This is a genomic window from Arthrobacter sp. PsM3 (genome assembly GCF_030433895.1).
Taxonomy (GTDB): Bacteria; Actinomycetota; Actinomycetes; order Actinomycetales; family Micrococcaceae; genus Arthrobacter.
This window is the reverse complement of record NZ_JARUXE010000044.1, coordinates 1-13,203: the sequence shown is the minus strand read 5'-3', so window position 1 is coordinate 13,203 and position 13,203 is coordinate 1. Positions and strand designations below refer to the sequence as shown.

At 63.9% G+C, this 13,203-nt stretch carries 10 protein-coding genes; 6 read left to right on the top strand and 4 right to left on the bottom strand.

Features of this window, described 5'->3' with window-relative positions; all coding sequences use genetic code 11:
* The first annotated feature begins 275 nt into the window (after positions 1-275).
* The 5 genes from benA (at position 276) to QCD75_RS18470 (ending at position 7,647) form a co-directional block, all read left to right on the top strand.
* The gene (gene benA / locus QCD75_RS18490) at positions 276-1,658 is read left to right on the top strand and encodes a benzoate 1,2-dioxygenase large subunit (RefSeq protein ID WP_301230889.1); all 1,383 of its coding nucleotides are present in this window, start codon (positions 276-278) and stop codon (positions 1,656-1,658) included.
* A 36-nt stretch (positions 1,659-1,694) separates the two neighbouring features.
* Positions 1,695-2,231, top strand: a complete 537-nt coding sequence (benB, locus tag QCD75_RS18485; protein ID WP_301230888.1) for a benzoate 1,2-dioxygenase small subunit — start codon at positions 1,695-1,697, stop codon at positions 2,229-2,231.
* Positions 2,232-2,354: 123 nt separating this feature from the next.
* Positions 2,355-3,926 (top strand): benzoate 1,2-dioxygenase electron transfer component BenC, encoded by a 1,572-nt coding sequence (gene benC, locus QCD75_RS18480; protein WP_301230887.1) that lies wholly within the window; start codon positions 2,355-2,357, stop codon positions 3,924-3,926.
* Positions 3,926-4,753, top strand: coding sequence for a 1,6-dihydroxycyclohexa-2,4-diene-1-carboxylate dehydrogenase (locus QCD75_RS18475; RefSeq protein WP_301230886.1), 828 nt, complete (start codon positions 3,926-3,928; stop codon positions 4,751-4,753). The genes benC and QCD75_RS18475 overlap by 1 nt, the downstream gene beginning before the upstream one ends.
* 62 nt (positions 4,754-4,815) lie before the next feature.
* Positions 4,816-7,647, top strand: coding sequence for a LuxR C-terminal-related transcriptional regulator (locus tag QCD75_RS18470; RefSeq protein ID WP_301230884.1), 2,832 nt, complete (start codon positions 4,816-4,818; stop codon positions 7,645-7,647).
* A gap of 50 nt (positions 7,648-7,697) precedes the next feature.
* Here QCD75_RS18470 and catC read toward each other — a convergent pair whose 3' ends face one another.
* The 4 genes from catC to QCD75_RS18450 form a co-directional block, all read right to left on the bottom strand.
* The gene (gene catC, locus QCD75_RS18465) at positions 7,698-7,976 is read right to left on the bottom strand and encodes a muconolactone Delta-isomerase (RefSeq protein ID WP_226759421.1); all 279 of its coding nucleotides are present in this window, start codon (positions 7,974-7,976) and stop codon (positions 7,698-7,700) included.
* A gap of 25 nt (positions 7,977-8,001) precedes the next feature.
* Positions 8,002-9,105 carry a mandelate racemase/muconate lactonizing enzyme family protein gene (locus QCD75_RS18460; protein ID WP_301230882.1) on the bottom strand — a complete coding sequence of 368 codons (1,104 nt, stop codon included), beginning with the start codon at positions 9,103-9,105 and terminating at the stop codon, positions 8,002-8,004.
* Positions 9,105-10,046: a LysR substrate-binding domain-containing protein gene (locus QCD75_RS18455; RefSeq protein ID WP_301230881.1), complete on the bottom strand. Its 942-nt coding sequence runs from the start codon at positions 10,044-10,046 to the stop codon at positions 9,105-9,107. Before QCD75_RS18455 ends, QCD75_RS18460 begins: the two co-directional genes overlap by 1 nt.
* Before the next feature lie 133 nt (positions 10,047-10,179).
* Complete coding sequence (locus QCD75_RS18450; RefSeq protein WP_301230880.1) at positions 10,180-11,565, bottom strand: MFS transporter; 1,386 nt, start codon at positions 11,563-11,565, stop codon at positions 10,180-10,182.
* A 283-nt stretch (positions 11,566-11,848) separates the two neighbouring features.
* On the opposite strand from QCD75_RS18450, the gene QCD75_RS18445 reads away from it, so the two are divergent.
* Positions 11,849-12,547 carry a maleylpyruvate isomerase family mycothiol-dependent enzyme gene (locus tag QCD75_RS18445; protein WP_301230879.1) on the top strand — a complete coding sequence of 233 codons (699 nt, stop codon included), beginning with the start codon at positions 11,849-11,851 and terminating at the stop codon, positions 12,545-12,547.
* Positions 12,548-13,203 lie beyond the last annotated feature (656 nt).

Sequence of the window (13,203 nt, the reverse complement as noted above, 5' to 3'; positions counted from 1 at the left end):
GCCTCCATGCGCCAGGGTCTGAACCGAAGTGAGGTGGCTGCGCGTGATGTCTGTCTCATGGTAGGCCTCGCGATAAGGACGCCACAAATATCGATTTAGCGGCTTTTCTGTCATTAAGCCTACATAATGCCACCCTTGGTACAACCTAGGTATTTGCCTGATGTGAGTGCGGTCACGATGGGACAAGATTGCCTGAGAACGTCCCCCGTCGGCGCCCCCGGCCGGCCCGGAACTCCCGCCAGATTTGTACAGCACTCTCCAATGAAGGAGCAGCCATGACCGAGAACCTGACCCATGTCCGTGAGGTCCTTTCCGACGCCGTGATCGACGACCGCGAGAACGGCGTCATCCGGGCCAAGCGCGAAATTTTCACCGATGAGGATATTTTCGAACTTGAGATGACGCACATCTTCGAGGGCAACTGGGTTTATCTCGCCCATGAGTCCCAGATCCCCAATGTGGGGGACTACTTCACCACCAACATTGGCCGCACTCCTGTCGTGATCACCCGCGACAAGGACGAGAACCTGAACTGCATCGTCAACGCCTGCTCCCACCGCGGAGCGATGCTGTGCCGCCGCAAGACGGACAACCGCACCACTTTCACCTGCCCGTTCCATGGCTGGACCTTCAAGAACTCCGGTGAGCTGCTGAAGGTCAAGGACTCCCGCAACGCCGGCTACCCGGAGACTTTCAACAAAGAGGGCTCCCACGACCTCACCAAGGTTGCCCGCTTCGACTCCTACCGCGGTTTCCTCTTTGGTTCCCTGAAGGCGGACGTGCTCCCGCTCGAAGAGCACCTGGGTGACGCCACCAAAGTGATCGACTCCATCGTGGACCAGTCCCCGGAGGGACTCGAAGTCTTGCGCGGCTCATCCACCTACACCTATGACGGCAACTGGAAGGTGCAGGCGGAGAACGGCGCCGACGGCTACCACGTCACCGCCGTGCACTGGAACTACGCTGCCACCACCGCCCGCCGCAGCGCCGGCGACTCCGCCAACAAGACCAAGGCCATGGACGCCGGCAAATGGGGCAAGGTCAAGGGCGGCTTCTATTCCTACGACCACGGCCACCTGCTGCTGTGGCAGGAGTGGACCAACCCCGAGGACCGCCCGCTGTGGGACCGCCGCGAGGAGCTTGTGTCGAAATACGGCGAGGAGATGGCCAACTTTATGATCAACATCTCGCGGAACCTGTGCCTGTACCCGAATGTCTACATCATGGACCAGTTCTCCTCCCAGATCCGCCACTTCCGCCCCATCTCCGCGGACCAGACCGAGGTCACCATTTACTGCATCGCACCCAAGGGCGAATCCCAGGAGAACCGCTCCAAGCGCATCCGCCAGTACGAGGACTTCTTCAACGCCACGGGCATGGCCACCCCCGACGACCTCGAAGAATTCCGATCCTGCAACAAGACTTACTGGGCCACCTCGGCGCCTTGGAACGACATGACACGCGGATCCACCCATGAGATCGCGGGCCCCGATGAACAGGCCCGGGCCCTGGGCATGACCAAGGTGATCGCGTCCGGGGTGCGCACCGAGGACGAGGGGCTCTACCCCATCCAGCACGGGTACTGGAAGGAAGTCATGGACCAGGCCCTGACGGAGGCGGAGCTCTCCGCCGTGGATACCGTTCCCGTCACTGCCTGACCGCGTCCACGTCGAACCAGAGAAAGTGCGTAACCCATGACCAACCTGACAAAACCTGCTGCGGCGCTCAAGACCGCCGGGGAGATCGCCACCCTCGAAACCGTCCGTGCCTTCCTGTATCGGGAGGCCCGGCTGCTGGATGAGCGCAAATTTGATGACTGGCTCCGGTGCTACCACCCGGACTCCGAGTTCTGGATGCCCGCATGGGATGTCGACGACCAGCTTACCGAGGACCCGCAAAACGAGATCTCGCTCATTTACTACGAGAACCGCGGCGGCATTGAGGACCGGGTCTTCCGGATCAAAACGGACCGGTCCTCGGCCACCTCCCTCCCGGAGCCCCGCACCGGGCACAACATCACAGACATCGAGATCGTGGAGCACGACGGCGACCAGGTGAAAGTGCGCTTCAACTGGTTCACCCTGTACTTCCGCTACAACACAACGGACACATACTTCGGGACCAGCTTCTACACGATCGATCTTGCCGGCGGGGAGCCTGTAATCATGAAGAAGAAGGTCGTCCTCAAGAACGACTACATCCACCACGTGGTGGACGTCTACATGATCTGACGGGCCCGCGCCGGTGCCGGCATTTCCCCGGCACCGGCCTTGACCGTTCCACAAACCGTGCCCGTCGGGCACATCCACACTTTCCCGGGTCGCGACGGCGCGATCCTCAGCCAGGAGGAAATCATGGGCCACAAAGTAGCCCTCAGCTTCGAGGACGGCGTCACCAAAGTCATCAAGGTCGGCGACTACGAGACCGTGATGGACGCCGCGTACAAGGCGCGCATCAACATTCCGTCGGACTGTCGTGACGGTGCCTGCGGCACCTGCAAGGCCTTCTGCGATTCCGGCTCCTTCGATCCGGGCGACTACATTGACGACGCCATGACGGCGGAGGAGCTCGAAAAAGGCTACATGCTCACCTGCCAGGCAGTGCCTGAGTCCGATATGGCCATTCAGATCCCTGCCACGTCGGCATCGGCGAAAACCGGGGCCACCACCTTCACCTCCACCGTGAAGGAGCTCAAAAAGCACACGGAAACCACGGTCTCCTTCACCTTGGACGTGGACAGCCGGGATGGTCTGGCCTTCCTTCCGGGCCAGTATGTCAACCTCAAGGTCCCCGGAACCGACGCGGAGCGTTCCTATTCATTCAGCAGCGGCCCCGAGGTGCACGAAGCGTCGTTCATGGTGCGGGTGACGCCCCAAGGTGCGATGTCCGAATACCTGCGCGACAGGGCAGCGGTGGGCGACACCATAGAATTCACGGGCCCCTACGGCTCGTTCTTCCTGCGCGAGCCCAAGCGCCCCCTGCTGCTCCTGGCAGGCGGTACCGGCCTGGCCCCGCTCCTGTCCATCCTTGAGAAGCTTTCCGAGAATCGGTCGTCGGTACCCGTCCACCTGATCTACGGTTTGACCCGCGAGGCGGACATCGTTGGCCTGGACTGGCTCCGCGAATATGAGGCGAAGCTGCCCGGCTTCACGTGGGACTACGTTGCGTCCGAACCAGGCACGTCTGCTCCCAACACGGGCTATGTCACCCAGATCGTTGCGCCCTCACACCTGTTCGACGGCGATGTTGACATCTATCTCTGCGGACCGCCTCCCATGGTCAATGCCGTGTCGAAGTGGCTGGACTCCGAGGGCATCAAGCCCGCCAACTTCTACTTCGAGCGTTTTGCCCCGAAGGAGACCACCGGCGGCGACGCGGAGACAGGTGCACCGGCACCCGTGGAGAAGATCGAGGCAGAAGGCGACACCATGAGCCGCAGCGAGGCCGTCTCGTCCCTCGAGACCGGCCGGCTGGATTTCCGCAAGGAAGACAGCTTCGCCCAGCTTGATGCACGCATGGGCCTGGAGCTCGCAGTGAGCGAGCTGATGCTGGGCCGGCTCAGCCCGGAGCAGCTGCACCAGTTCCGCCGGCTTGCCGAGGCCACCATGCGCTCTGTAACCGGCGGCACCATCCAGGACCCGGATGAGTTCGCGCGGACCAACGAGGAGTTCCATGAATACCTCTTTATGGTCTGCGACAACCCCATGCTGCTCGAGTCCTACCGCCGGCTCGACGTCCACGCGCAGATGGCGGCCGCCTTCGAAGCGGGGACCAGCATCTTCACGCGGGTCACGCAGGACCATCTCGATATCGTTGACGCCTTCGAGCGTCAGGACAAGGCGCGGGCGCGGGAGGTCATCATGGCCCATGCACACGACGCCAAGGACACCATGGCCCATGCGATCGATGCCAAGGCCGGCCACTGATGACGCAGCCATACGCTGGACAGTTCATTACGCCGGGCCGCTATGCCGGCAAGGTAGCTCTTGTGACCGGCTCCGCCCAGGGCATTGGCCAGAAGGTAGCGGAGCGGATCGGGGCCGAGGGCGGCGCCGTTGTCCTCGTGGACCGGTCCGACCTGGTCCACGAAGTGGCGCAAGGGATCGAGGAAGCCGCCCAGGGGTCAGGTTCAGGAGGCTCCGCTATCTCGGTGACCGCAGACCTTGAGACCTTCGCTGGAGCGAAGCAGGCCGTGGAGGCTGCGCTGGCCGCCCACGGCCGGGTGGACGTGCTGGTCAACAACGTCGGCGGCACGATTTGGGCGCGTCCGTACGAAGAGTACGACGAGGAGAAGATCGAGAAGGAGATCCGCCGCTCACTCTTTCCCACCCTCTGGACCTGCCGGGCTGTGCTGCCTGCCATGCTGGAACAGGGCTCCGGCACCATCGTCAACGTTTCCTCGGTGGCGACCCGCGGGCTGCACCGGGTGCCCTATGCAGCGGCGAAGGGCGGAGTCAACGCCTTAACGCAGTCGTTGGCAATGGAGGTGGGCGGACGCGGCATCCGCGTGGTCGCAACCGCCCCGGGGGGTACCGAGGCGCCGCCCCGCAAGGTCAAGCGGGGTCCGGAAGCCGAATCCTCCGTGGAAAAGGCCTGGTACCAGGTGATCGTCGACCAAACCGTGGATTCATCCTTTTTCAAGCGCTACGGGACCCTGGACGAACAGGCCGCGCCGATCGTATTCCTTGGATCAGACGAAGCGTCGTACCTCACCGGAACCATCCTTCCGGTTGCTGGCGGGGACCTGGGCTAAGGCCGCCGGTGATGGATTCCCGCCGCCAAGGCCGTGCGGCCCGCTCCAGTAGGATTGCGGTCATGACGACGGGCTCCCTCAGCAGTGAAATGGCGGAGGACCTTCCGCTCGTTGGCCGGCGGGGGGTCTTCGAGGAGCTGCTGGAGATTCTCCGCACTGTCCGCAAGGGAAATGTGGGCGCAGTCGTGATCTCCGGGCCGGAGGGCTCCGGGAAGACCGCAGTGCTCGATTTATTTCTTGAACACTGCCGCACCGGGGTCCGTGGTGTCCGCGTACTGTCCGCCATGGGCGACGACTGGGAGGCTCAGTTTGCCCTCGCCGGTTACTCCCAGCTTATGCTCACCACGCCGCTCCGCTCGGCGAAGGATTACGACGGCGGCCCGCCCGTTCCCCCTGGCCCCGTCGCGTCGCTTACGCCGGGCCAGGTGGTCAATTATTCTTTGACTCTCAGCACCCACCTCGAAGGACTGCAGTCGCACGGCACCGCAGTTGTCGCCGTCGACGACGTTCACAAACTCGACACCGAGAGCCTGCGCATCCTCACTTTCGTCATGCGCCGACTGCACGGAAAACGGATTCTGTTCCTTTTCACGATCAACCCCGATGACGCAACACGTGTCCCCGCAGGTGCCCTGGACTTCCTTTCAGGTCATCAGGTCACCCGTATCCCGCTGGATCCGCTCACACCTCAGCAGGTCCAGCATCTTGCCCGGACGACGCTCGGCATCGACCTTAGTGCGACGGCGGCCCACGGGCTGGTCCAGCACACCGGCGGAATTGCGCAACCGGTCGTAGAGCTGCTCCACGAGTTACCAGCAGAGACGTGGCAGGCGTGGTTTCCCTCCCTGCCGCCGACCTCCCGGGTGCGCGCCCGGGTGCGCAGCGTCCTGGCGGCGGCGTCCCCCGGGCTGGTCTCTGTGGCAGAGGCTGCGTGCGTGCTCGGACGCAGCGCCGGGCTTCCAGAGGTTTCCCAGGTCAGCGGGCTGGAATCGGTCATGGAGGTACTCGACGAGGGGCACCGGGCAGGGTTGTTGGGGCTGACTGTGGATCAGGCCCGTTCTTCCGTTGTGTTCTTTGAACCAGGCACAGCCGAGGCCATCTACGAACAGATCGCCCCCAGCCGGCGCATCGCGCTGCACCGGCTGGCAGCTGAGGCTGTGCAGCCCGAGGGTGAACGCCTGGGCCACCGCGTCTCAGCAACCCCCGGTGCAGACGAGGCCCTTGCCGAGGAGCTGGAGGAGTACGCCCGGGGCCAGGCCCTGCTGGGAGTGTGGCAGGAGGCCTCGACGGCACTGTTCTCCGCGTCCCGGCTTTCCCAGGACATCCGATCCCGGAACGACAGGCTGTTGAGAGCCGTGGATGCCCTGGTGGGTTCCGGCAACATAGCCCAGGCGCAGATGTGGAGCGCGGCCGTGGACGCCCTGCCATCCTCAACGCTCCGCTCCTCCGTGCTGGGATACCTCTCGACAGTGTCGGGACAAAATGACAGCGCGCAGACGCAGCTGGAGATGGCCTGGCGCACCTGCAACCCAGAGCGTGATCCCGCGGCCGCCGCGCAGGTGGCGCAGCGCTTCGTCCTGCACGGCGTAGCGTCCTGGGACGGCCCGCTGATTACCGGCTGGGCCGAACGAGCTATGGAACTTACGCAGCCGGGAACCCCCGCCCACGTTGAGTCAGAGGCAATCTACGGCTTGGGCCTGTATGCACAGGGCCGGCTTTCGGAGGCGGAGGCCTCCTATCACCGGGCCTTCGAACATGCTGCCGAGAACGCCCAGAAGCAGCGGGTCCAGATGGGTGCCGGCTGGCTGGCATTACGCCTTGACAACGTTGAGTCAGCGTTGGTGAACTTCGAGGCGGCTGCTCCCACTGAGTACCGTGGCGGCTCGATGCGGATTTCCCTGTGGGCCGAGGCGTGGCTGGCGCGTACCCACCTGGTGCTCGGAAACTGGGATGCGGCTGCCGACACCGTGGCACGCGCATCCGTACGCCTCGAAACCTCGCGAATGCCGCTGATCCGGCCCCTGCTGTACTGGACTGCCGCGGAGCTTTGGTCCATGCGCGGGGACTGGGACCGGGCCCGCTACTACGTTTCGCAGGCAGCGGTGCAGCCGGGGACCTACCGGGCCATGCAGGTGCCGGCAAGCCTTGCCCGTGCCCGTTTCCACGAGGCGCGGGCCGACTACGAAAGTGCTGTGGCTGTGCTGCAGCCGCTGACGGAGCTGGACCCCTGGACTGAGAACCGGGTGTCCTTCTGGCCCTGGCAGGACACCTACGTCAACGCGCTTGTCATGACTGACCAGCTCGACGCTGCCGACTCATTCCTCACCGCGTTTGAACGTGTCCCGCGAGAGCGGGAAGTGGCATCGGATCTGGCGCGGATGGCGTGGGCGAGGGGCCGGCTCGTGGCCGCGCAGGGGGACCCTGACACTGCCAGGGAACACTTCGAGGCGTCCCTGGGCCACCTCCGCGGGCTTAACCGGCCGTATTTGCGGGCCCGGGTTAGCTTTGCCTTCGGCCAGAGCATGCGCCGGGCGGGCAAACGGCGCTTGGCGTCCTCGGTCCTGCGCGTGGCCCGCGACCTGTACGACTCCCTTGGGGCGGCCACCTACGTGGAACGGTGCGACCGTGAGCTCAAAGCAACAGGTCTCGACGTCGGTCACCTGCCCGATCTGGCAGACCCCGTGCTCATGGCGGCCAGCGACCACCACATTCAGTTAACAGCGCAGGAACGGGCGGTGGCCGAGCTGGTAGCGGCCGGAGCCACCAACAAGGAGGCGGCCCGCGCTCTGTTCGTGGCGGAGAAGACGGTGCAGTATCACCTCACGCGGGTCTACCGGAAGATGGGAGTCCGCTCCCGCAGCGAACTTGCGGCTGCGTTCCGGGCCACGGACTGACCCGGGACACAGCTTGCCCTGATGTAGGCCGGCGTAACTTGACCCGGCGTTTACTTGACGTCGGACGGGTGCTTGGCGAGCGGCACCACCGAGATGTCCATGAAAGGGAACAGCGGAAGGTTCTGCAGGATCTCATGGAGTTCGTCGTTCGAATCGACGTCGAAGATTGAGTAGTTGGCGTATTCCCCAACCACCCGCCAAATTTCCGGCCACTTTCCCGAGTGCTGTAGCGCCTGCGAGTAGGCCTTCTCCTTGGTCTTGATCTCCGCGGCTTCAGCGGCGGGGAGATCGGCGGGCAGGTTGACGTCCATGTGGACAAGATATTTCACGGATGTACTTTCGGAAGGTGGGATGTTATCGGTCTGAGCGGTACAGGGAGAGCTTGTCTTCATCAACAGCGGTGCCTACGCCCGGTCCCTCGGGAACACGGATGCGACCGCCGGTGATGGCCAGGGGCTCGGCCAGGAGGTCATCGGCCATGTCCAGGTAATTGGAGAGCTCCGCCGCACGCTTGGCGGTATGGGCGAAGGCAGCGCCGAAGACCACCGAGGCGGCCGTGCCGACCTGAGTGTCGATCTGGTTGCCTATATAGACGTCGATGCCCATACCCTCGGCCATGCCAACGATTTTGGCCGCCTCGGTAAAACCGGACCGTGCCGTCTTGACAGCCAGGAGGTTCGCGCCGCCGGTGAGGATTTCCCGTGCGGCCTCACCCAGATTGGCGGCAGACTCGTCCGCGGCGATGGGGATGGGGGAGTTCGCCACGAGGCGACGGCGGCCGAGGACTTCGCGGGCGTCGTCGGGCTCCTCCAGGAACTGCAGGCCCAACTCCGCCGTGCGTCGCAAAACGTCGGCGGCCTCGTTGGCGGACCACCCGCGGTTGGCGTCCATGTAAAGCTCAGCATCCTCGCCAAGGCCATTCCGCAAAACCCGGGCGGCCTCGATATCAAGGTGAAGGGGACGGCGCCCGGTCTTGAGCTTGAACGTATTGATGCCGTAGGTCTCGCGGAACTCCAGCGCCAGTTCCAGCAACTCCTGGGCAGGTTTGAAGCCGAGCATATGGGAGACCCGGAGCGAGTCGGAGTACCCGCCCAGCAGCTTTGTCACCGGCTGCCCCAGAGTCTTGCCAATGACGTCCCACAGGGCGATATCCACGGCCCCCTTGGCCGTCTGGTTGTGGACGGTTCGGTTCAGGATTTCCTGGACTTTCTCTCGGTCAAAGATGTCGACCCCGATCAGCTGCGGGGCAAAAATGTCCTCTACCACCGCGACGATGGACTTCTGCGTCTCACCATAGGTGTAAGGGCGCGGCGGTGTGTCGGCGGTGCCCACCACCCCGTCGTCTGAGCGAAGCCTGATGAGCACATGGTCTGCCTCGTGCACGGATCCGGAGGCGAAGTGCAGGGGGTGGAGGTAGGGGATCGAGTAGGGGATCGCCTCAATGGCTGCGATCTTCATCAGTGGGTCAGCCTTTCATCAGTGGAAAACGGCACGGGGCCGGGGTGCGGGGGCAGGCGCCCGGGCTCTGCAGTCGCGGTATCAACGACTTCAAGGAAATTCTGCAGCAGGGCGGAGGGGTGCCCGCGCATCCAGGCAACTGCGAGTTCCACCGCGGGGACGTTTTCAATCTCCCGGTAAACGACGCCTTCGAGTTGGATGGCCCGCACGCTGGACGGCATTACGGCCACGCCGCCCCCTGCGGCCACGAAAGCCAGCATCGTGGAGGTCTCTCCTACCACCTGGGCGATGCGTGGCCGGAAACCGGCCTGGCGGCACAGGTCTGATGTGGTGCGGTAGAGCACAGACTCGGGTGCATAGGCGATGAAGTCCTGGTCCTGCAGTTCGTGCATCGCCACGGTCCGGTCTACCGCGAGGGCGCTGAACGAGGGAAGCGCGACGACGAGCGGCTCCCTGGCCACAATCCGGTAGTCGATGTCGGGGGAAGCAACGGGGGGGCGCAGCAACGCGGCGTCCAAAGTACCCTCCCGCAGCCCTGCTTCCATGGAAGGTGTGAGCATTTCGCCGTGCAGCGCAAGGGACAGGCCGGGCAGGACCTGCTTGGCAAGGCGGGCAATCTGCGGCATGACGCCGTAGGTTGCCGACCCTGAGAAGCCCACCCTCAGGACGCCGGTGGCGCCCTTGCCCACTTGAGAGACATCGGCCTGAAGTGTGGCCAACTCGTTGACGATCTGCCGACCGCGATCCAGCAGGAGTTGGCCCGCCGCTGTGAGGTCCACCCTCCGCGTAGTGCGGTTGAGCAAGCGGACTCCCAGCTGCTCTTCCAGCTGGCGGATCTGCTGCGATAGAGGTGGCTGAGCCATGTGCAGGCGCTTGGCCGCGCGGCCGAAGTGCCGCTCCTCGGCAACCGCGATGAAATAGTTCAACTGCCGAATGTCCAACGTGGTGCCGTCCTTCCGCCCGACCGGCCCAGCCGGTGCTGCCCTGGGCGCGTTATTGATTCAAAGAATAACCATAAAGAGCCTTACTAGTATATTCAGCAGGCGTAATAATGTCAGGCAGCGACCGGGCGGCCTAAGTGAGTTGCTCAGTAGGAACGCTGTCCTTTGCCCGCCCCTCGGCGATCTGTTCGACTTTGTGTTCGACTTCCTCCATCTTGCGTTGGCGGGGTACCAGGACTGTGACCGCGGCGCCGAAAAGTGCCACGGCCCCGTAAATGTAGAAGGCGGTGGACCCGCCGATGCCAGCGGCGGCCAGCCAGCCGCCAATGATCGGGCCCAGCACCCCGCCCAGCCGGCCCACGCTGGCGCACCATGCAACGCCCGCCGCCCGGGCATTGGTGGTGAAGTAGTTGGACTGGAACCCGTAAACCAGTACCTGGGTGCCCAGTGTTCCCACGCCCGCAAGGGCAATGAAGGCAAAAAGCAGCGGCAACGGAAAGCTAAAGGTCATGAGCCCCAAGGAAATCGTCGCCAGTACGAAGGTCGCGGCGATGACACGCTGGGGTCCATTCCTATCCGCCAGACGGGACGCGAGCAGCCCGCCCGCCACCGCGCCGAGGTTCAGCGCGAGCGGGAAAAACAGGGAGTACGTCCGACCGTAGCCATAGCCCTCCATGATTTTGGGCAACCACGTGTTAAGTCCGTAGGTCAGCAGAAGGCCTGAGAAGGACATCAGGCCAAGCAGAATGGAGGCTACGGCGAACTGGCGGGAAAAGACAGCTGCAAAGCCGGACTTCTGGGGCGCGGCACCGGCCTCCAGGATCACCCGCTCTTCGATGAGCGGGACACCGGTGCGTTCGGCGGCCGCCATTGCCTCCTCTTCACGGCCCCGGGACAACAGCCAGCGCGGCGATTCCGGGAGTTTGCGCCAGGCAAGAGGCAGGAGGATGACCAGTGGCAGGGAACCGATGATGAACAGCCCGCGCCAGCCGATGCTGTCGAGGAAGAGGATGCCCATGATTGACGCCAGGACGCCGCCTGCCGGGACCCCCGAGTACACAATTGCGTTGTAGAACTGCCGCCTCCCCGCGGGTGCGAATTCAGCCATGGTGGCGCCTGCGGTTGCGATAACTACTCCCAGGCCGAGTCCGGTAATGAAGCGTAAGGCGCCGAAGGCAGGAACGGTGGTGGCAAACGCCGTGACGAACATGCCGACGGAGAACCAGGCGATGCCCAGGAGCATCAGCCGGCGTCGGCCGGAAAAGTCACCGATGGCGCCGCAGACTAGAGAGCCCACTAGCACTCCGATGAGCGCCCAGGATCCCAGGAGGCCGGCGGTGACTGCATCAAATGCGCCGATCTGGCTCTGGTCCGCAAGCAGCCCCGGAAGGACGGTGCCGTAAATGACGAGGTCGTATCCGTCAAACAAGAGGGTCGTGCAGATAATGAAGGCGACCCAATTTGCCGTGCGCGCCTCCTTTTTTGGATTTTCGGCTATAGCGGCATGCGGTTGTGTCATGGTGCCAAGTCCTCTCTGCGCGAAGCGAAGGCGGAGCGGCGCAGCGAAGGATCCTCCGGGCCGTCTTCCGATTGCTTCAGCCTGACAGGGCTGTGATGCAAGTCATATGAGGGAACTACCCGGCTTTTCGCCCGGGGGATATTTATATGCTGCAGATATCAAAAAGTCATTCTGGGGATGTGGGCCCTATGCAGTCCGGCCCGTCTCAATCCATACGATCTGGATATGGGAAAGCGGGGCAGGAACGCTGGTCGTAATAAGGACGCATGGATAGGCTGGCAAAATGATCAAGCCCGCACGCCTTCACTCAGACCTGTCCCGCCTCGGCAGGGAGTCGGACATGTTCCTGGCCACCGTTGAGTCCCTTGTCGACGACGAGATGACCGCGCCCTCGCTGTGCCAGGGGTGGACGCGAGCCGATGTCATCGCCCACGTCGCCTCCAGCGGCCGCGCCTTGGTCAAGCTTATCGACTGGGCCACCTCCGGCGAGGAACGTCCCTTGTACGCCTCACGGGACGCCCGGTCCCAGGAGATCGCCGCCTTGGCCGCGCTGCCGCGGCAAGAGCTCCTCGGGGAACTGCGGGAGTCGGCCCGGAACTTTGCCGAACAGGCACAGCGGCTGGGCGGGGAGCTCGCGGCCCCTGAGGTGCAGCTTAACGGCAAGGCGCTCGCTGCCACCTCCATCGTTGCGCTCCGGATTGCCGAGGTGGTGGTGCATCACCACGACCTCGACACTGCCTGGACAATCGAGGAGGCCGATCCGGATTCACTGCTGAACGCCCTTGAAGCCGTGGTGCGTTCGCTCCGGGCCAAAGGGTCACCGGGACTGACGTTAGTGACCGAGGAGCGTGACGAGTGGGTGATCGGCGACGGAAGTCTGCGCGTTGTGTCCGACCGCGAGGGCCTGCTCCAGTGGCTGGCCCGCGGCGACGCCGAACATATTGACGTGGACGGCCCGGTGCCGGTGCTGCCATCCTGGTGAGCGGATGTGGGCTGGTCACAAGGGAGGACTGCAGCGATCCAAGACGTGCAAGCGGAAGGAGTCCGGTGATGGGCCGGGTGTCCTTTGTCCGATTCAACGTTGCCTGCCGCCGGCTGAAAGGGGTGTGCACAATGTGCACAACCTGTGTTTCGGAGCGGGTCGTACTGGCGCCGGACTGGGTCGGATACTGAATTTTCAGTGGTGCGGCGGGTACTCACGGGCTGAAACCCGGTTCGAGTCCCACCTCGGGCACGTGTTTTCCCTGGTCAGGGGCTTGCGGGCCTCTGAGCGGCACAAGCTGTTCTGGCCGGGGGAGCGGTGCTGCCGTGGCTGGTTTGCCTTCTTTGTTGTCACTACTGTTCATGGCTGCGTTTCCAGGTCCGTGCATGACCGTGTGCGATTTGTTGACGGGTTCTGCGCGGCGTGGGGTTGAGAAGCGGACGGCCCTGCGTGGTCGCTCCGGCGAAACTTGCCTACGCCGGACACCCGCGCGACCCGGGGCTCTCGATCGGGAGATCGTGCGGGCGTCCGGCATCACCCGCCCCAGCCTCTACCGCGACCTGCCTGCCGGCCACCAGAGTCGCTGACGGCCGAGAACCAGCAGAACGCCTAAGAGATCGGCTCCAGGGTCTGTGGGTGGTGCTGCCGGCTTTTCA